We start from the raw sequence: 17406 nt of genomic DNA, 5'->3' as shown, positions 1-17406 counted from the left end.
GTTGCCCTCAAGGCCCGGCAGAGCAGCGCTCGCCGGGCCTTTTTATTGGCCGGGATTGCATCACAGCCGCTGCGATGTTATTACACTGCCATCAAACCAGAAAACTGACGGCACTGAGTTATGACGACGCTACCCACCGGCCTGCTGGTTCGCCCCATTCAGGCAGAAGATAATCCGCATATCGCCCGCGTGATCCGCGAGGTCTCCGCTGAGTTTGGTCTGACCGCCGACAAAGGCTTCACCGTGGCCGACCCTAATCTCGACCATCTGTATGAGCTGTACAGCCAGTCTGACAGCGCCTACTGGGTGATTGAACTTGAGGGCAGGATTGTGGGCGGCGGCGGCGTGGCACCTCTGCAATGCAGCGAGCCGGGCATCTGTGAGCTACAGAAGATGTACTTTATGCCCGCCGTACGCGGCATGGGGCAGGCGCGCGAGCTGGCAATGCAGGCGATGGACTTTGCCCGCGAACGGGGTTTTACCCGCTGCTACCTGGAGACGACGGCCTCGCTGAGCCGCGCGGTACGGCTGTATGAACACCTCGGCTTTACGCATATCGATGGCCCGCTGGGCTGCACCGGGCACGTTGACTGCGAAGTACGGATGCTGAAAAGCCTCTGAGCGGCGCGGACGATCGCCACACCGCCGAGGCTCAGGTCGTTGCAAATGCCGGTACGCCGCTGTGAAAGCGCAGTTCGCTGTCCGGTGACTGGATCAGCTTTGCTTCGGTTACGCCAATTTGTCTTACCCGCGCACTGACGTCCGTCGCAGAAATTTCAGCGGCCAGCGCCAGATAGTCCTGATAGTGCCGCGCTTCGGATCGCAGGAGCGAAACATAAAATGCCGCCAGCTCGTTATCCAGATGAGGCGCCAGGCTGGCAAATCGTTCGCAGGAGCGCGCTTCAATATAGGCTCCGCAGATCAGCTTATCGACCAGCGTCTGGGGTTCATGGGTGGTGACCTCACGCAGCAGCCCTTTGGCATAGCGGCTGGCAGTGATTTTGATATAGGGAATGCCGCGCGCCTGCATAATCTCCAGCACCTGATAGAAATGATGCAGCTCCTCCTTGATCAGCAGCACCATTTTGTCCACCAGCGCATCGCCCCAGGGCGCTTCGACGCGGCTGATAACCGCTTTCGACAGCGCCCGATGCTGTTCCAGGAAGGCCAGATCCGCATTTTCGCTGTGTACGAACTGCTCCCAGGGTTTTAGCCATGCCAGCAGCGCATCGCCGCTCTCTTTATCCGCCACGTATTTACGGATCAGCCACATGGCGGTCTGTGCCGCTTTCAGCTCACACACCAGGTGGTCGGTCAGCAGCAGCGGCAGATTCTCTGGCCGACAGGCCTGGTCAATCCAGGCCTGGGGCGTGCGGCATTGCAGAAAGGCGTGAACGGGGGCAAGCAGGGGATCAGTGACGAATGCCATTGTCTTCGTCGTCAATCTCTTCGCCATCGTCCTCTTCGTCTTCGGCATCGGGATCTTCGAAGTAGGTTCCCCATCCGTCGTAGTCGACGTTGAACCTGGCAGCCAGATCGACCAGTTGCTCAACCTGGGCATCGATCAGTTCAGCGTTCAGCGCCGCCTCGCTCAGAATATCGCAGCACATCACTTTGGTGCCGTCTTCCAGCTCCAGCTCTTCCGGCTCCGTCACTTCATAGCCGATTTTAAAGGCTTCAACCGCCGCCTTTTCCAGCGCGTCAAAGCTGTCGCAGGAGAGGTGGTGCTCAATGGTGTAGAGCGCATCCGGATCGCTGCCGTCATCCAGCAGTTCTTCAATTATCAGCCGCGTCTCTTCGCGCTGCTCTTCCAATAAAGCTTCGTTCGCCATGATCTGTTCCTCAGTATGTGGCTTCTCTTATCAGTATTTTCCCACACTGCCCTTCGCGCCACTACCTTTATACAAAAGTTTCTGCGCGTCGGGGTTGAAAATGAATATTCATACGGTTAAATTGAATTTTAATTCAATAAAGACCACGCGGAGTGCTTTATGAGTCATTTATACCAGCGTCACTTTCTCAGGCTGCTCGATTTTACGCCTGCTGAAATAAACGCCCTGCTGGCGCTGGCCGCCACCCTGAAGGCCGATAAGAAAAACGGTGAGGAGGTTCAGCACCTGCAAGGTAAAAACATTGCGCTCATCTTCGAAAAAGACTCGACCCGTACGCGATGCTCTTTCGAAGTTGCCGCCTACGATCAGGGTGCCAGGGTGACCTGGCTCGGGGCCAGCGGCAGCCAGATTGGCCATAAGGAGTCGATCAAGGATACCGCCCGGGTACTGGGCAGGATGTACCACGGCATTCAATACCGTGGCTACGGGCAGGCGCTGGTTGAATCGCTGGCCGAACACGCGGGCGTACCGGTGTGGAACGGCCTGACCGATGAGTTCCACCCTACCCAGCTGCTGGCCGATCTGCTGACCATGCAGGAGCATCTGCCGGAAAAATCCCTCAGCGAAATGGTGTTTGTCTACGTCGGCGATGCGCATAACAATATGGGCAATACGATGATGGAGGCCGCCGCGCTGGTCGGACTGGATCTGCGCCTGGTGGCGCCAAAAGGCTGCTGGCCGGACGAGGCGCTGGTAGCCGAGTGCCGGGCGGCGGCGGCTAAAACAGGCGGTAAAATTACCCTGACCGAGAATGTTGCTGAAGGCGTCAGGGGCGCTGATTTTATCTATACCGACGTCTGGGTCTCCATGGGCGAACCGAAAGAGGTCTGGCAGGAGCGGATTTCGCTGCTGCGCCCCTATCAGGTTAATAGCGCCATGCTGGCGCTGACCGGCAATCCGCAGGTGAAGTTCCTGCACTGCCTGCCCGCTTTCCACGACAACCAGACCACTCTTGGCCAGCAGATGGCGCAGCAGTACGATCTGCATGGCGGCATGGAAGTCACGGACGAGGTGTTTGAATCCCCCCACAGCGTGGTGTTCGATCAGGCAGAGAACCGTCTTCATACCATCAAAGCGGTAATGGTTGCAACGCTGTCTGCTACGCATTAATTTCCCCAGCCGGCGGGTCATTTGCTGTTGACTCGCCGGTTTTCCTCGCTGGTCCCCCCTCGTTTCTACGCCTGGAATATAATTATTTCTGATTAGAGCGTATTTACGAAGATGCCTGAAAATAATGATGCACCTCCCTGATGGTAATAAGCCGAACGCGAATGAACGGATATATTCATTCGGTTCTGCTATTCCCCGAACAAACGGAACTGAATATGAAAAAACACCAAGTTGGATCGGAGGCAGGACGGCTTCGATCCGTGATGCTTCACCGCCCTCATTTAAGCCTCAAGCGCCTTACCCCTTCTGACTGTCAGGAACTCCTGTTCGACGACGTGCTGGTGCCGGGAAACGGCACGGTCATGATCGGCATGTCCGGGCGCCCCCTGCGGTATTGAGTTCCTCGCCCGCTCGCTGTTTCAACACCATCAGGCCAGCAAGGTTATTGTCGTCGAACTGCCCAAACATCGCGCCTGTATGCATCCTGATACCCTAATAACCCAGCCTGATCTGAATACCTTCTCCATTTACCCGGACGTTATCACCCGGCAAACCCGCAGCTGGGCCCTGACCAGCGATGGTCACGGCGGACTGTCCCGCAGGGAGGAGATAAACCGTTATGCATGCCATTGAACAGGCGCTGAGTATTGACCAGGTTCGTTTGCTCACCCCGGCGGCGACCGCTTCTAAGCCGGGGGTGAACAGTGGAACGATGCCAACGCGCTCTGGCCGCTGGATGTGCTGGTGGTCAGCGTCGATTACAAGAGAAAATTTATTGTCGTTCACGTTGCGGCTGGCTTCGCGCGCGCCGTGGCACGCGTGATTGAACACTGGAAGCTGGAGGGGATCCTGGGCGGGGCCGTCACGAATAACTGTATCTGGATAGCACCGCGCGTACCACATACTCCATTCGGCGTCTCCACCTGCATATCCGGGAAGTGCTGCAGCCCCATCACGCTTACTGTACAAATCCGGTGAAAGAAAGCGCTGATGATATCTTGAACACCGCCAGCATCTGCGTATAATGCCCCTCGTTTGCCTGGAGGATGTATGAAACTGCGTACCGTTAATACAGCTGCACTGTCGCGTCTGACCACGGGCGGGCAGCACCGTTTTTCCCACTCCGGCATCACTATTCATAAAAAAAAGCCCCTCCATGAGGGGCTTTTTTTTGCCCGTTTTTCAGCTAACCGGCAGGTATAAGGGGTGTGAAGATGGCCAATCCGCTGTATCACAGACATATTATTTCTATCAACGATCTCAACCGTGAAGAGCTTGAGCTGGTGCTGCATACCGCCGCCAGCCTGAAGGCGAATCCACAGCCGGAGCTGCTGAAGCACAGCGTGGTGGCCAGCTGCTTCTTTGAAGCCTCTACCCGCACGCGGCTCTCATTTGAAACCGCCATTCACCGTTTGGGCGCTTCCGTGGTGGGATTTGCCGACGGTGGCAATACCTCGCTCGGCAAAAAGGGTGAGACCCTGGCCGATACTATCTCAGTGATTAGCACCTATGTTGATGCCATTGTCATGCGCCATCCTCAGGAGGGCGCCGCGCGCCTGGCGACCGGGTTTTCCGGCGGCATTCCCGTTCTGAACGCCGGAGACGGGGCTAATCAGCATCCCACCCAGACACTGCTGGATCTGTTTACCATTCAGGAAACGCAGGGCCGCCTCAGCAATCTTGACGTCGCCATGGTGGGTGACCTCAAGTATGGCCGCACGGTGCACTCTCTGGCGCAGGCGCTGGCTAAGTTTGAGGGTAACCGCTTCTGGTTTATCGCCCCGGATGCGCTGGGGATGCCTGCCTATATCACCGATATGCTTGACGAAAAAGGCATTGCCTGGAGCCGTCACGACAGCATTGAAGAAGTGGTGCCTCAGGTGGATATTCTCTATATGACCCGCGTGCAGAAAGAGCGCCTGGATCCGTCGGAATACGCCAACGTTAAGGCGCAGTTTGTTCTGCGCGCCGCCGACCTGGCTGGCGCTCGCGACAATATGAAGGTGCTGCACCCGCTGCCGCGTATTGACGAGATCAGCACAGATGTCGATAAAACGCCGTACGCCTGGTATTTCCAGCAGGCCGGAAACGGCATTTATGCGCGCCAGGCTCTGCTGGCGCGGGTACTGAATCGCGAACTGGATCTGTAAGAGGTATTGATGATGACACACGATAATAAATTGCAGGTCGAAGCGATCAAACGCGGCACGGTAATCGACCACATTCCGGCGCAAATTGGCTTTAAGCTGCTTTCGCTGTTCCGCCTGACGGAAACCGATCAGCGCATTACCATCGGCCTTAACCTGCCCTCCGGTGAGCTGGGACGTAAGGATCTGATCAAAATCGAGAACACGTTTTTGACCGACGATCAGATCAACCAGCTGGCGGTCTATGCGCCCCACGCCACGGTTAACCGCATTGATGAATATGAGGTGGTGGGGAAAATCGCGCCGACGCTGCCGGATACCATTGATCGCGTGCTCACCTGCCCTAACAGCAACTGCATCAGCCGCAGCGAGCCGGTGAACTCCAGCTTTGCCGTAAAAAAACGTAACGGTAACGTGCAGTTAACCTGTAAATACTGTGAAAAAGCCTTCGCTCATCACGTAGTGCTGGCGAACTGGTAATCAATCGTCAGCCGCCTATAATGAGCCGACACCGGACAAAATCACGTCCTTATTTATCAGGGAGAACGTATGTCTCGCGAAATCAGTACTGAAAACGCACCCGCCGCGATCGGCCCCTATGTGCAGGGCGTCGATCTTGGCAGCATGATCATCACCTCCGGTCAGATCCCGGTCGATCCCGAAACCGGCACCGTGGCCGATGACGTTGCCGCACAGGCACATCAGTCGCTGGAGAACGTGCGCGCTATCGTAGAAGCCGCCGGACTGACCGTCGGCGACATTGTCAAAACGACGGTGTTCGTGAAGGATCTGAATGACTTCGCTACCGTTAACGCCGCCTATGAAGCCTTTTTCACCGCACACAATGCCCGCTTCCCGGCCCGCTCCTGCGTGGAAGTGGCGCGGCTGCCAAAAGATGTGAAAATCGAAATCGAAGCGATCGCCGTTCGTCGCTAATGCTATCGCCTCGCCTTTTAACGGGCGGGGCGCTTTCGCCTGTTTCCCACCCGCTATTTTACCGCCCTCAGCAGTGTCTCAACCGGCTGGATCAGCGCAATCACCACCTCATCCTGCGTTACCGCTGCACTGTCCAGCAGCAGCGACATTTTTGCCAGGTCGTTAGAAAAGTCCAGAATCGCCGACGCAGTTTTTGAAACCGGGCCTTGTCAGGAATATAAACCTTAATTTATGCTTAAATGTGAAGGTTATTTAACTTTATTAAAAATCCAGTGAATGCCGCCTAACGTGCTTATATCATAGTAGTTATGATTCCATTGCTGAAAATCGTCACTACTTTTAAATGATTCCGGTAAAGATTCGAGATATGAACCGTGAGAATAGGGAATGCCCATTCTTTTTCCTGTTATCATACATTCGTGGTAAGAGTGCATGCCGCCGCCTACCAAATAACCGACAATTGCCAACATATATTGTTTTTTATGTTCTATATTGTCAAGGGGTCCGAATGCCTCAGCAGCCTGAAGAAGGGTTCCGCTCGTACCAGAAATGCCTCCACCAAATAACAAGTTCCTTGTATCGAGATCGCCATAAAAATCATCTGCTTCTGGGTGACTTTTGCGATTTTCATTCCGTTCAAAAATATCCACACCTCTGATCCTTGCTTGCGTGACGGTGCCTGTCAGGCTTACATCACTTTCTTTAGCAATCCCTGCCGTCATTGTCGCGCGTGCTTTTGAGGTTCGCTTCACACGGCCTCGTACCTCCTTTTTATCAAACCATTCCTGTCTGACTTCTTTTCCTGACGTTACATAAGCAGCTAATGGTGCCCCTTTTAGGACAGGGAGAACTTTACGACCTACCGCATCGTGTATGGCCATTTTTTGCTCTAAAGTACCGGTCTCTAACGCCAGTATAATTTTATCCCAAATATATTTACTGGTGTAAATTGATGCATTTTCTTCAGAGATACGACCAAAATTTTGTCGCCCGCCGCTAAAAAAGTAATGGCCTATATTTTTTACGACTATGCTTAACGTTTTTTCAGGGTTTTTTCTATAATTTTCATAAAGATAATCTTTTACCCCTTGTGAGATAATTCCGACCGCTTCAGCAGTGTACTTCATGTTACCCAGGACTAAGGCCCCCAGCGCGGACTGACATAAACGACGCCTTTCCTGGCTAACTTCGGTAGCGTACCGTTTTAAAACTTCCTGACTGCCAGATTTGTTAAACCCTCTATGCTCCCCATATTTTGCATAAACAACTTCTGAATCGGAAGTGATAGCCCATGGAATGTAGGATTCGGCGGTGCTTCGGGGAAGCTTTCCATCCGGATATTCACAGGGGGTCCTCCCCCTGGGGTTATGGAAGTCACGAATAATAAAGATTCTCTTACCTGTCATTACTTCAGAATTATTCATGGCAGCATCTTTATTAACAGCAAGGTTCATAATGGAGTTTGAAACCATGTTAATATTCGAAGCAAACTTTTTTTCATGAAGAGTTGCGGACGATAATAACCCGGTGGGTGAGATCGTTTCTTTTAACATGGCCGCTTTGTCTTTCTCACCCCACGCCCCATTAGTTGCGGAAGTTAATTCCTTTCTTATTCCATTAAAAGGCATAATGAATCATCCCTGTAGAAATCTCGAGAATAAAATACAACTTAAACTGCCATTTTAATCTAATAATAATTCTGTATCAATGCAAGCGTAACGTTAGAGATTCGCCGACTTAATAATAAGGTGGCACATTTACAGTCGCTGTTTCTCTATCGGCATATTCCATTTACGTTGTCCGCAGGATTGCCGGATATATAATCTCTTGCACTGACTCATACCTGGGAAACTACTTGATTAGTTGACAATACTACGCCTCAGACTGGACATAGTTGAGCCCCTGTTATAGGTTCTTTCTACTCTTGCGCTCATCAAAAAATTAACTAACATATCAGGTTACAACTTGATCCCTTAGCATCAATTGTGGCCTTTTCTACCGCGCTTATCGCCAGATAATTCTCACTTTTTTGTCATCGTATTGGCCATGCGAGCGCCGACTGATGCGGATTTAACGGGCCTCGCGGCCGCTCATGGAAAATTATTTGCTTTTCACGGCGTCCGGACGGTCTCACCATGGCAGTTAATGGCTAACCTTATTGAAGAACAAAAAGTGAGAATGTCTTTATACATACGGGTGGACCTTTTCACCCAGAATATGGGATTGAGCGATGAATAAAAATCCACCATGGTGGCAGAACGGCGTTATCTATCAAATTTATCCCAAAAGCTTTCAGGACACAACGGGCAGCGGTACGGGCGATATCGCGGGGATCATCCAGCGGCTGGACTATCTCAAGACGCTGGGCGTTGACGCTATCTGGCTGACGCCCTTTTATATCTCGCCGCAGGTCGACAACGGCTACGATGTGGCGAATTACACCGCCATCGATCCGATTTTTGGCACCATGACTGACTTCGATAACCTGGTGGAAGAGACTCACCGGCGCGGGATGCGGCTGATCCTTGATATGGTGTTCAACCACAGTTCGACACAGCATCACTGGTTCCATGACGCGCTGGACCCGGACAGCCCCTACCGTTCCTACTATATCTGGCGGGATGGCACCCCCACCGAGCCGCCCAATAACTGGCAGTCGAAGTTTGGCGGCAGCGCGTGGCGCTGGCATCCGGAGAGCGGGCAGTACTATATGCACCTGTGGGCGCCGGAACAGGCGGAACTTAACTGGGAAAACGATAATCTGCGCGCCGAGCTAAAGCAGATCGTTAACTTCTGGGCCGACCGGGGGATTGACGGGCTGCGGCTGGACGTAGTAAATCTGGTCTCCAAGCATCAGGACTTTCCTGACGACCCAAACGGCGATGGCCTGCGCCTCTACACCGACGGGCCGCGCATCCATGAATATATGCAGGAGATGAGCCGCGACGTTTTTCGTCCGCGCGAGTTGATGACCGTCGGGGAGATGTCTTCCGCCACTCTGGAGCACTGCCAGCGCTATGGTTCGCTGGATGGTGAAGAGCTGTCGATGGTTTTCAGCTTCGACCATGTGGAAGTCGACTTTTATAACGGCCAGAAATGGACGCTGACGCCGCTGGACCTGGTGGCGCAAAAGGCCATTTTCACCCACTGGCAACAGGGGATGCATAACAAAGCCTGGAATGCGCTTTTCTGGTGTAATCACGATCAGCCCCGGGTGGTATCACGCTGGGGCGATGAAGGGCAATACCGCGTTCAGTCGGCGTGGATGCTGGCGCTGGTGTTACACGGAATGCAGGGTACCCCCTACATTTTCCAGGGGGAAGAGCTGGGTATGACTAATCCACACTTTACCCGCATCCTCGATTATCGCGATATAGAAAGCCACAATATGTATGCCGAGCTGCGCTCGCAGGGCCGCGACAGCGATAATTTACTGGCGATCCTCGCCAGTAAATCCCGTGATAATGGGCGCACCCCCATTCCCTGGAACGCTGGGGAGAACGGCGGTTTTACCAGCGGTACGCCGTGGATCGGCATGTGCGACAACAGGGAGACCATCAATGCGGAGGCCGCGCTGGCCGACGAAAACTCGGTCTTCTACGCTTACCAGAAGCTGATCAGGCTGCGTAAGGAGTACGCCATTCTGACATGGGGTGACTACCTGGATTTACTGCCCGAGCATCCGCACCTGTGGTGCTACTGCCGTCGTTACGGCAGGGAGACGCTGGTGGTGGCCGCCAACTTCAGCGGCGATACTCAGGTCTGGCATCCCCCGGCCTATAGCGGCCAGTGGGACGTGCTGATCAGTAACTATCCGGATACGCACGTTACGCCCGGCGAGGTGATGCTGCGGCCCTGGGAAGCGGTATGGTGGTATCAGAAGCGCGGAAGCAGCGCATCGCTTCGCCAGCAAAGCGCCGCATCCGGTACGAATTAAGCTCTCAGGCTGACAGCGCCGCGCATGATGCCGTCAGCGAGCGAGAGACCGCCCCGCGGATTAGCGCAAAACCCGACAGGCGTTAATCCAGGGATATAAGCACTCACCGGCTGGCAAACCTTCCCCTCTTTTTAAGAGGGGTCGGACAGCGCGGCCAGAGCGTCACAAGCATACCCCGGCTGGCAAACCTTTCTTCCCTTTCAGAGGGGGTCGAACAGCGCGGCCAAATCGTCGCTGGTCCACAGGCCCGGCTCGTTAAGCCCCTCTTCAAGAATACCGCCGGCCAGCTCGGCCTTTTGCTGCTGAAGCGCGACGATTTTTTCCTCGATGCTGCCCGCCACGATCAGCTTATACACAAAGACCGTCTTATCCTGGCCCAGCCGGTAGGCGCGATCCGTAGCCTGATTTTCTGCGGCCGGGTTCCACCAGGGATCGTAGTGGATCACCGTATCCGCCGCCGTCAGGTTAAGCCCGACGCCGCCCGCTTTCAGACTGATCAAAAAGACCGGCACCTCGCCCTGCTGGAAACGCCGTACCGGCTCGGTGCGATCGCGGGTGCTGCCCGTCAGCATCACATAGGGGATGCGCGCCTTTTGCAGCTCATCGGCGATAAGCGTAAGCATGGTGGTGAACTGAGAGAAGATCAGGATCCGACGATCTTCCGCCAGCAGTTCGCTGAGCATCTCCCGCAGCAGCGCCAGCTTGGCCGACTGTTTCACGCCCGCCTCACCCGCCTTGCCGAGCAGGCGCGGATCGCAGCAGATTTGCCGCAGTTTAAGCAGCGCATCCAGCACCAGCAGATGGCTCCTTCCCGCCCCCTGCTGCTCAACCGCCTGCCTGACGCGATCCTGCATCGCGCTGCGCACCGATTCGTACAGGTCGCGCTGTGCGCCCACCAGCTCCACCGAGCGCACGATGGTGTTTTTCGGCGGCAGCTCCTTCGCCACCTCCTGCTTACGCCGCCGCAGCATAAAAGGCCGGATGCGCCGGGCCAGCAGTTCCCGTCGTACCCTGTCGCCATTGCGCTCAACGGGAATGCGCCACTCCTGGGTAAACTGCTTTTCGCTGCCCAGAAAGCCGGGCAGCAGAAAATCAAACTGCGACCACAGCTCGCCGAGGTGATTTTCCAGCGGCGTCCCGGTCAGGCAGAGACGATGACGGGATTTAAGCGATCGGATCACCGAGGCGGCGCGCGAGGCGCTGTTCTTTACGTACTGTGCTTCATCGAGGATCAGCAGATGATAGCTGAAGCCCAGCAGCTGAGGCTGGTCGCGCCAGAGTAGCGAATAGGTGGTCAGCACCACATCATACTGTTCGATACGGTCATAGAACTCTTTGCGCTGCGGGCCGGTCAGCGCCAGCACCCTCAGGTCAGGAGTAAAACGGCTGGCCTCCTGGGTCCAGTTATACACCAGCGTCGTGGGCACCACGATAAGCGCGGGTCTGTCCAGCCGCCCGGCCTCTTTCTCCAGCAGCAGATGCGCCAGCGTCTGAATGGTTTTGCCCAGCCCCATATCATCGGCCAGCACGCCGCTAAGATCCTGCTGCCGCAGGAACTGCATCCAGTTCAGCCCCTGCTGCTGATAGTCACGCAGCTGGGCTTCAAGGCCCACAGGCGGGGCGACGGGCTGAATGCCCTCTCCGCTGCGCAGACGCTCAGCAAGCTGCCGGACGCCGCTATCGCCATGATACTGCCAGCGCCCCGTATCGCTCAGTGCGGCTAATCTGCCCGCTTCATAGGGCGGCAGCCGCAGCGGGGTATCTGCCCCCTGAGTGAAGAGGTCGATCAGGTTACCCACTACCGGTTTAAGCTGGCCGGCCGTGAGCTGCCAGCGCGCATTCCGGTCACCACGCAGTTCAATGGCTTCATCGTCGGGGATTAAGGCGAGATTGCCGGCAAACCAGCGGCGATCCTGTTGAAAGAGTGAGGCGAGCAGTGGCTGTAAGTTTTGCTTTCTGCGTCCTGCCTGGGCCTCCAGGTGCAGAGTAAACCAGCCATCGCTACCCTGCTCTGCCCGACCATTGATCGCGCTGATGGCGGTGAAGTTCCAGGTGAAGTCGTCATCAACCGTCACCTTCCAGCCTCGTCGGCGCAGTGCTGGCAGCGTCACGTCGATTAACGTGCGCCATCCGGCCGGGGAGGCTGGCGCAAAAAGGGTCGGCGGCAGCGGCGCGCCGATTGGCGTATAGATATGCGCGCCGGGGATAGCCTCCAGCCCTGCTTCGCTAATCTGTTGCAGCCACGCCTGTTCGGACTCAGCCCGACGCTGAACGTTAAAGAGTTTACCCCTGGCATCAGCAAAGCGCCTTTCGGGGCTGCCCGCTGTGACCTGAACCCCGGCGTAATCAAAGGAGACAGCGGCAAAATCCAGACGTTTTTGACGATGACCGTAGCGGCCAAATCCACTGATGAATTTTGAACGTGATTCCAGCCGGAGCACGGGCACCGGTTCAGCAGAGAGGAGATCGGAGGGAAGATCGCCCGCCGCCGCTCGCCGCTGACGCAGGTTCGCCAGCATCACCGCCGCCACATGGCGGCAGTTATTTTTAACCGGGCAGGTACATTCCCCGCTGGCATGCAGCTTTCCCTGCGGCAGGCTGAAGTGCACCATCACCTGGAAGGGTTCGACGGTGCGTCCGGGCACCTCGCCAGTCAACAGATCGCTTTGCCACTGGATATTCTGCGCTTTTTCCACCAGGCCTTTCGCTCTGGCAACGGTGCGCGCACCGATCCATCGGCTAACCTGGTTTTCGTTATATGTTACAGACGGCATCAGACAGTATCCCGGAATGACCCGAGCAGGGGCATAGCTGCTCAGCATAACAGGCAATAATATGGATCCCGGCCCCTGTAATGCAACCGTGTTACGCGATTTGCCAGCGAAAAAATGCGCGGAACAGCGGCAAAGGCCCTGGCAGCATCGCCGTGACGGCGGGAGATATCCTCCCGTCGGGCACGAAGGGTTAGCGAAAATACCGCGATCAATTATCTTTGTTTCAGGTCAATAAAACCGCAGTTATATTAAGCAAAACCCTACATGTTGCGTTTAATATGCCACTCTCATTCTATATATAGATATCAGGGTTGGGAGCACGGCATGTTATCCAGGGTAATAAAACGGGATGGCTGTAAGGTGGCGTTTGATGAAACACGCATTCGCGATGCCATTCTCTGCGCGGCTCAGGCGGCAGATATTGATGATAAGCGTTACTGCATTACAGTCGCCAGCCAGATAAGCCAGCAGCTGCAGCGACAGCACAGCGTAGATATTCACGATATCCAGCAGACGGTAGAAAATCAGCTTATGACCGGGCCTTACCCGGAACTGGCCCGCGCCTATATTGAGTATCGCCACGACCGTGATATCGCTCGCGAACTGCGCGGCAAACTGAATAGCGCCATCCGCGGCCTGATCGAACAGTCCAATCCCGCCCTGCTGAACGAGAATGCCAATAAAGACAGTAAAGTCATACCTACCCAGCGCGATCTGCTGGCGGGAATTGTCGCCAGACACTACGCCACCGATCATATCTTGCCACGCGACGTCGTGCTGGCCCATGAGCGCGGTGAGATCCACTATCACGATCTCGATTATTCGCCCTTTTTCCCGATGTTTAACTGTATGTTAATCGATCTGAAAGGCATGCTGACGCAGGGATTTAAGATGGGCAATGCCGAGATAGAACCGCCTAAATCCATATCGACCGCGACCGCTGTCACCGCGCAAATTATCGCTCAGGTCGCCAGCCATATATATGGCGGCACCACTATTAACCGCATTGACGAGGTGCTGGCGCCCTTTGTCGAAGCCAGCCTGGAGAAACACCGCGCCACGGCGCGGGAATGGCAGATTGCCGATGTCGAAGGCTACGCGCAAAACCGCACCGAAAAAGAGTGCTTCGATGCTTTTCAGTCGCTGGAGTACGAGGTGAACACCCTGCACACGGCCAATGGCCAGACGCCTTTTGTCACCTTTGGTTTTGGCCTGGGAACCTGCCGGGCGGCCAGGCTGGTACAGCAGTGCATCCTGCGCAACCGGCTCGCCGGGCTCGGGAAAAATCACAAAACGGCAGTATTTCCCAAGCTGGTGTTTGCCATCAGAGAAGGTGTGAACCGCTCGCCGCAGGATCCGAATTACGACATTAAACAGCTGGCGCTGGAGTGCGCCAGCAAGCGTATGTACCCGGATATTCTCAATTACGATCGGGTGGTGGAAGTCACCGGATCGTTCAAAACGCCGATGGGCTGTCGGAGCTTTTTAGGGGTATGGGAAGAGGATGGCCGCCAGGTTCATGAAGGCCGGAACAATATCGGGGTGATCAGTCTGAATCTGCCGCGTATAGCCCTGGAAGCGAAAGGGAATGAGACGGCATTCTGGACGCTGCTGGATAAGCGGCTGCTATTGGCGAAAAAAGCGCTGCTTACCCGTATTGCCCGGCTGGAGAACGTTAAAGCGCGCGTTGCCCCTATTTTGTATATGGAGGGCGCCTGCGGCGTGCGGCTACAGGCAGATGATAACGTCGCCGATATCTTCAAACATGGCAGAGCCTCTATTTCTCTCGGCTACATTGGCATTCACGAGGCCATCAACGCCCTTAGCGGCGGTAAAACCCACCTCTTTGACGATCCGCTGCTGCGCGAAAAAGCCGTGGCGATCGTCAGCCATATGCGTAACGCCGTGGATGCATGGAAAGCAGAAACCGGCTATGGCTTTAGCCTGTACAGTACGCCAAGCGAAAATCTGTGCGATCGCTTCTGCCGCCTGGATGCCGCCGAGTTCGGCATTATTGCCGGGGTAACCGATAAAGGCTACTACACCAATAGCTTCCATCTGGATGTGGAGAAGAAGGTTAACCCCTACGATAAAATTGATTTTGAAGCGGCCTACCCGCCGTTAGCGAACGGGGGTTTTATTTGCTACGGCGAATATCCCAATATTCAGCACAACCTGAAGGCGCTGGAGGACGTATGGGATTACAGCTACAGCCGCATTCCCTACTACGGCACCAATACGCCTATCGACGAATGCTATGACTGTGGCTTCACCGGCGAATTTTCCTGTACCAGTAAAGGCTTTACCTGCCCGAAGTGCGGTAATCACGATGCCTCCCGCGTTTCGGTTACCCGGCGGGTCTGTGGCTATCTCGGCAGCCCGGATGCGCGTCCGTTTAACGCGGGCAAGCAGGAAGAGGTCAGGCGTCGCGTTAAGCATATGGACACCGGCCAGCTGGGATGAATATTCATCAGTATTTTCCGGTAGATATCGTTAACGGGCCGGGAACGCGCTGTACGCTGTTTGTAGCAGGCTGCGAACACCGCTGCGCCGGGTGCTACAACAAATGCACCTGGCGGGTGAACTCCGGCGTTCCCTTCACGCTTTTGCATGAAGAACGCCTGATCGCCGATCTTAATGACAGCCGCATTCCGCGTCAGGGTCTGTCGCTTTCCGGCGGCGATCCGCTGCATCCCGCCAACGTTGCCGACATACTCAGGCTGGTGAAACGCATACGTCGCGAGTGTAGCGGGAAAGATATCTGGCTGTGGACCGGCTACCGTCTCGCCGACCTGAGCGACGCCCAGCGGGAGGTGGTGCGGCTGATTGACGTGCTGATTGACGGCAAATTTGTCGAGGCGCTGAAGGATCCGGCGCTGCTGTGGCGAGGTAGCAGCAATCAGGTGATTCACTACTTAACCCGGACCGCAGATTATCAGGATGAAATCAGCAAATTGCAGAGCAAACCTACCCCTCCGACTTGATTTTTCAGAATGACCAACCACACTTAAGGGCATTGTCAGCGTTAAAACACCGGAGGAAACGATGAGTAAGAAGATCGCGGTATTAATTACAGATGAGTTCGAAGATTCAGAATTCACGTCCCCTGCTGAAGCCTATACCAAAGCGGGACACCAGGTTGTCACCATTGAAAAGCAGGCCGGAAAAACTGTTACCGGTAAACAGGGCCAGGCTAAGGTAAAAATCGATAAGAGCATTGATGAGGTTCATGCCGCTGAGTTTGATGCACTGCTGCTACCGGGTGGTCACTCCCCTGACAGCCTGCGCGGCGACGATCGCTTTGTGAACTTCACTAAAGATTTTGTCGCGCTGGGCAAGCCGGTATTCGCTATCTGCCACGGGCCACAGCTGTTAATCAGTGCCAACGCGGTGCGCGGCCGCAAAATGACCTCGGTAAAAGCCATCGCCATTGATTTGAAAAATGCCGGTGCAGACTTCCACGATAAAGAGGTTATCGTCGACAACGACAGGCTGGTGACCAGCCGTACGCCGGACGATTTACCCGCGTTTAATCAGGAAGCTCTGCGTATTCTTGAAATCTCCTGAGCCGCACTGAATTTTCCCGATCGGCTCTGAAATTCCTGCTCCATTCACACCGGAATTTCCGAGCGGCCTTAATACCGGAATTCCCAGTCCGTATTAAAACCGGGTACGCCCGGTTTTTTACTCCGTTTCCTGCCGTATCCAGCTGAGTTTTTTGCCGAACCCCAGCGCGTTATCGGTCATTTTCACTTCATCAAGCCTGATTTCCCACAGCGGAGCTGACGCTTTTATCGCCACCGGAAAACGCTTCACATAGGCGCTGCGTGCTGCCTTTTCCTTATCGCCTTCCAGCAGCGTGATACGTCCGGCGTACTGTACGCCTTTGATTAGCAATACCGATTTAGGCTGCCCGTTAATCGTGCCGGCCACCCGGGGGTCACGTAGCATTTGCGCCCCGTGCCGCGTGTGCTTTTCGGTCATCAGCCAGAACACACCGCTCTCGGAGTCGAAGACGTAAAAACAGTTAGCGCACCAGACGGGCGCCCCTGAACATAAGGACAGTACATGCTGTTTTTTTAGAAAACGGCTGATGGCGGCGGGCATTGCGGTATCGGACATAGTAGTCTCCCTGAAAAAGCCCACTTTGCCACACGCGCCCCCTGCATAGCCAGCCACAGCGCCGGGTAAGACTTCTCCTCGGGCAGGAAGCTGCTAGAATCCCCCTTATCACCCCTCAGATACGGGGATAAACAGAACAGAAGGACGTGATGAACAGCAGCGAAGCCGCGCCATGGCGACTCTACATTTTACGGACCCGCAGCGGAGCGCTGTACACCGGGATCACCACTGACGTCGTGCGGCGTTTTTTGCAGCATCAGTCGGGTAAAGGTGCAAGGGCATTACGGGGTAAAGGCCCTCTGGAACTGCTGTTCCACTGCGAAGCGGGCGATCGCTCAAGTGCGTCAAAACTGGAGTACCAGGTTAAGCAGCTCAGGAAAAGCGACAAAGTCAGGCTGGTGGTGCACCAGCCTGACTCTCTCACCGCCTGGCTGGAGGATCTCCGGGGCGGCTGAACCTGTGCTCACAGGGCAGGATGCCGCCGAACG

At 55.2% G+C, this 17406-nt stretch carries 19 protein-coding genes; 14 read left to right on the top strand and 5 right to left on the bottom strand.

Annotated elements, in window-relative coordinates; all coding sequences use genetic code 11:
• Positions 1 to 120 precede the first annotated feature (120 nt).
• On the top strand, positions 121 to 621 hold the full coding sequence (locus ACLRGG_RS00560; protein WP_416247920.1) for a GNAT family N-acetyltransferase: 501 nt from the start codon (positions 121 to 123) through the stop codon (positions 619 to 621).
• Between the two features lie 31 nt (positions 622 to 652).
• Here ACLRGG_RS00560 and miaE read toward each other — a convergent pair whose 3' ends face one another.
• Both miaE and rraB read right to left on the bottom strand, forming a co-directional pair.
• On the bottom strand, positions 653 to 1429 hold the full coding sequence (gene miaE, locus ACLRGG_RS00555) for a tRNA isopentenyl-2-thiomethyl-A-37 hydroxylase MiaE (RefSeq protein ID WP_416247919.1): 777 nt from the start codon (positions 1427 to 1429) through the stop codon (positions 653 to 655).
• Positions 1413 to 1832, bottom strand: a complete 420-nt coding sequence (gene rraB / locus ACLRGG_RS00550; RefSeq protein WP_416247917.1) for a ribonuclease E inhibitor RraB — start codon at positions 1830 to 1832, stop codon at positions 1413 to 1415. Before rraB ends, miaE begins: the two co-directional genes overlap by 17 nt.
• Positions 1833 to 1991: 159 nt before the next feature.
• Between rraB and argF the strand changes: the two genes are divergently transcribed.
• The 8 genes from argF to ridA all read left to right on the top strand — a co-directional run bounded on the left by argF (position 1992) and on the right by ridA (position 6085).
• On the top strand, positions 1992 to 3002 hold the full coding sequence (gene argF, locus ACLRGG_RS00545) for an ornithine carbamoyltransferase (protein ID WP_416247916.1): 1011 nt from the start codon (positions 1992 to 1994) through the stop codon (positions 3000 to 3002).
• A 215-nt stretch (positions 3003 to 3217) separates the two neighbouring features.
• Positions 3218 to 3400, top strand: coding sequence for a hypothetical protein (locus tag ACLRGG_RS00540; RefSeq protein ID WP_416247915.1), 183 nt, complete (start codon positions 3218 to 3220; stop codon positions 3398 to 3400).
• Positions 3396 to 3635, top strand: a complete 240-nt coding sequence (locus ACLRGG_RS00535; protein WP_416248024.1) for an arginine deiminase family protein — start codon at positions 3396 to 3398, stop codon at positions 3633 to 3635. The genes ACLRGG_RS00540 and ACLRGG_RS00535 overlap by 5 nt, the downstream gene beginning before the upstream one ends.
• A 111-nt stretch (positions 3636 to 3746) precedes the next feature.
• On the top strand, positions 3747 to 3980 hold the full coding sequence (locus ACLRGG_RS00530) for an arginine repressor (protein WP_416247914.1): 234 nt from the start codon (positions 3747 to 3749) through the stop codon (positions 3978 to 3980).
• Positions 3981 to 4052: 72 nt separating this feature from the next.
• Positions 4053 to 4205 (top strand): hypothetical protein, encoded by a 153-nt coding sequence (locus tag ACLRGG_RS00525; RefSeq protein WP_416247913.1) that lies wholly within the window; start codon positions 4053 to 4055, stop codon positions 4203 to 4205.
• Between the two features lie 11 nt (positions 4206 to 4216).
• Positions 4217 to 5152 (top strand): aspartate carbamoyltransferase, encoded by a 936-nt coding sequence (pyrB, locus tag ACLRGG_RS00520; protein ID WP_416247912.1) that lies wholly within the window; start codon positions 4217 to 4219, stop codon positions 5150 to 5152.
• Positions 5153 to 5164: 12 nt separating this feature from the next.
• The gene (gene pyrI / locus ACLRGG_RS00515; protein WP_416248023.1) at positions 5165 to 5629 is read left to right on the top strand and encodes an aspartate carbamoyltransferase regulatory subunit; all 465 of its coding nucleotides are present in this window, start codon (positions 5165 to 5167) and stop codon (positions 5627 to 5629) included.
• Between the two features lie 69 nt (positions 5630 to 5698).
• Positions 5699 to 6085, top strand: coding sequence for a 2-iminobutanoate/2-iminopropanoate deaminase (gene ridA, locus ACLRGG_RS00510; RefSeq protein ID WP_067706054.1), 387 nt, complete (start codon positions 5699 to 5701; stop codon positions 6083 to 6085).
• A gap of 248 nt (positions 6086 to 6333) precedes the next feature.
• On the opposite strand, the gene ACLRGG_RS00505 is transcribed toward ridA, so the two are convergent.
• Positions 6334 to 7713 (bottom strand): hypothetical protein, encoded by a 1380-nt coding sequence (locus ACLRGG_RS00505; protein WP_416247911.1) that lies wholly within the window; start codon positions 7711 to 7713, stop codon positions 6334 to 6336.
• Positions 7714 to 8315: 602 nt separating this feature from the next.
• Between ACLRGG_RS00505 and treC the strand changes: the two genes are divergently transcribed.
• Positions 8316 to 10022 (top strand): alpha,alpha-phosphotrehalase, encoded by a 1707-nt coding sequence (treC, locus tag ACLRGG_RS00500; RefSeq protein ID WP_416247910.1) that lies wholly within the window; start codon positions 8316 to 8318, stop codon positions 10020 to 10022.
• 200 nt (positions 10023 to 10222) lie between these two features.
• Here the strand turns inward: treC and ACLRGG_RS00495 are convergent, their stop codons facing one another.
• Positions 10223 to 12796, bottom strand: a complete 2574-nt coding sequence (locus ACLRGG_RS00495) for a DEAD/DEAH box helicase (protein WP_416247909.1) — start codon at positions 12794 to 12796, stop codon at positions 10223 to 10225.
• A gap of 324 nt (positions 12797 to 13120) precedes the next feature.
• Here ACLRGG_RS00495 and nrdD point away from each other — a divergent pair, with 324 nt between their 5' ends.
• The 3 genes from nrdD (at position 13121) to ACLRGG_RS00480 (ending at position 16363) form a co-directional block, all read left to right on the top strand.
• A complete protein-coding gene (nrdD, locus tag ACLRGG_RS00490) occupies positions 13121 to 15259 on the top strand; it encodes an anaerobic ribonucleoside-triphosphate reductase (RefSeq protein ID WP_416247908.1) in 2139 nt (712 codons plus the stop codon).
• Positions 15256 to 15780 carry an anaerobic ribonucleoside-triphosphate reductase-activating protein gene (gene nrdG, locus ACLRGG_RS00485; RefSeq protein WP_416247907.1) on the top strand — a complete coding sequence of 175 codons (525 nt, stop codon included), beginning with the start codon at positions 15256 to 15258 and terminating at the stop codon, positions 15778 to 15780. The genes nrdD and nrdG overlap by 4 nt, the downstream gene beginning before the upstream one ends.
• Positions 15781 to 15841: 61 nt before the next feature.
• Complete coding sequence (locus ACLRGG_RS00480) at positions 15842 to 16363, top strand: type 1 glutamine amidotransferase domain-containing protein (protein WP_416247906.1); 522 nt, start codon at positions 15842 to 15844, stop codon at positions 16361 to 16363.
• Positions 16364 to 16480: 117 nt separating this feature from the next.
• Here the strand turns inward: ACLRGG_RS00480 and ACLRGG_RS00475 are convergent, their stop codons facing one another.
• Positions 16481 to 16918 carry a YhbP family protein gene (locus ACLRGG_RS00475; RefSeq protein WP_416247905.1) on the bottom strand — a complete coding sequence of 146 codons (438 nt, stop codon included), beginning with the start codon at positions 16916 to 16918 and terminating at the stop codon, positions 16481 to 16483.
• Between the two features lie 149 nt (positions 16919 to 17067).
• Here ACLRGG_RS00475 and ACLRGG_RS00470 point away from each other — a divergent pair, with 149 nt between their 5' ends.
• On the top strand, positions 17068 to 17373 hold the full coding sequence (locus tag ACLRGG_RS00470) for a GIY-YIG nuclease family protein (protein ID WP_416247904.1): 306 nt from the start codon (positions 17068 to 17070) through the stop codon (positions 17371 to 17373).
• Positions 17374 to 17406: the final 33 nt, after the last annotated feature.

Origin of the sequence: Erwinia sp. PPS120 (genome assembly GCF_047918655.1) — a bacterium.
Taxonomy (GTDB): Bacteria; Pseudomonadota; Gammaproteobacteria; order Enterobacterales; family Enterobacteriaceae; genus Erwinia; species Erwinia tasmaniensis_A.
Note: the sequence above shows the minus strand (reverse complement) of the source record. Positions and strands in the feature narration are given on the sequence as shown.

Bases quoted from the DNA above. Each gene is read 5' to 3' on its own strand.
- ACLRGG_RS00560 (WP_416247920.1), top strand. From the start codon at position 121: ATGACGACGCTACCCACCGGCCTGCTGGTTCGCCCCATTCAGGCAGAA.
- miaE (WP_416247919.1), bottom strand. From the start codon at position 1,429: ATGGCATTCGTCACTGATCCCCTGCTTGCCCCCGTTCACGCCTTTCTG.
- rraB (WP_416247917.1), bottom strand. From the start codon at position 1,832: ATGGCGAACGAAGCTTTATTGGAAGAGCAGCGCGAAGAGACGCGGCTG.
- argF (WP_416247916.1), top strand. From the start codon at position 1,992: ATGAGTCATTTATACCAGCGTCACTTTCTCAGGCTGCTCGATTTTACG.
- ACLRGG_RS00540 (WP_416247915.1), top strand. From the start codon at position 3,218: ATGAAAAAACACCAAGTTGGATCGGAGGCAGGACGGCTTCGATCCGTG.
- ACLRGG_RS00525 (WP_416247913.1), top strand. From the start codon at position 4,053: ATGAAACTGCGTACCGTTAATACAGCTGCACTGTCGCGTCTGACCACG.
- pyrB (WP_416247912.1), top strand. From the start codon at position 4,217: ATGGCCAATCCGCTGTATCACAGACATATTATTTCTATCAACGATCTC.
- pyrI (WP_416248023.1), top strand. From the start codon at position 5,165: ATGACACACGATAATAAATTGCAGGTCGAAGCGATCAAACGCGGCACG.
- ridA (WP_067706054.1), top strand. From the start codon at position 5,699: ATGTCTCGCGAAATCAGTACTGAAAACGCACCCGCCGCGATCGGCCCC.
- ACLRGG_RS00505 (WP_416247911.1), bottom strand. From the start codon at position 7,713: ATGCCTTTTAATGGAATAAGAAAGGAATTAACTTCCGCAACTAATGGG.
- treC (WP_416247910.1), top strand. From the start codon at position 8,316: ATGAATAAAAATCCACCATGGTGGCAGAACGGCGTTATCTATCAAATT.
- ACLRGG_RS00495 (WP_416247909.1), bottom strand. From the start codon at position 12,796: ATGCCGTCTGTAACATATAACGAAAACCAGGTTAGCCGATGGATCGGT.
- nrdD (WP_416247908.1), top strand. From the start codon at position 13,121: ATGTTATCCAGGGTAATAAAACGGGATGGCTGTAAGGTGGCGTTTGAT.
- nrdG (WP_416247907.1), top strand. From the start codon at position 15,256: ATGAATATTCATCAGTATTTTCCGGTAGATATCGTTAACGGGCCGGGA.
- ACLRGG_RS00480 (WP_416247906.1), top strand. From the start codon at position 15,842: ATGAGTAAGAAGATCGCGGTATTAATTACAGATGAGTTCGAAGATTCA.
- ACLRGG_RS00475 (WP_416247905.1), bottom strand. From the start codon at position 16,918: ATGTCCGATACCGCAATGCCCGCCGCCATCAGCCGTTTTCTAAAAAAA.
- ACLRGG_RS00470 (WP_416247904.1), top strand. From the start codon at position 17,068: ATGAACAGCAGCGAAGCCGCGCCATGGCGACTCTACATTTTACGGACC.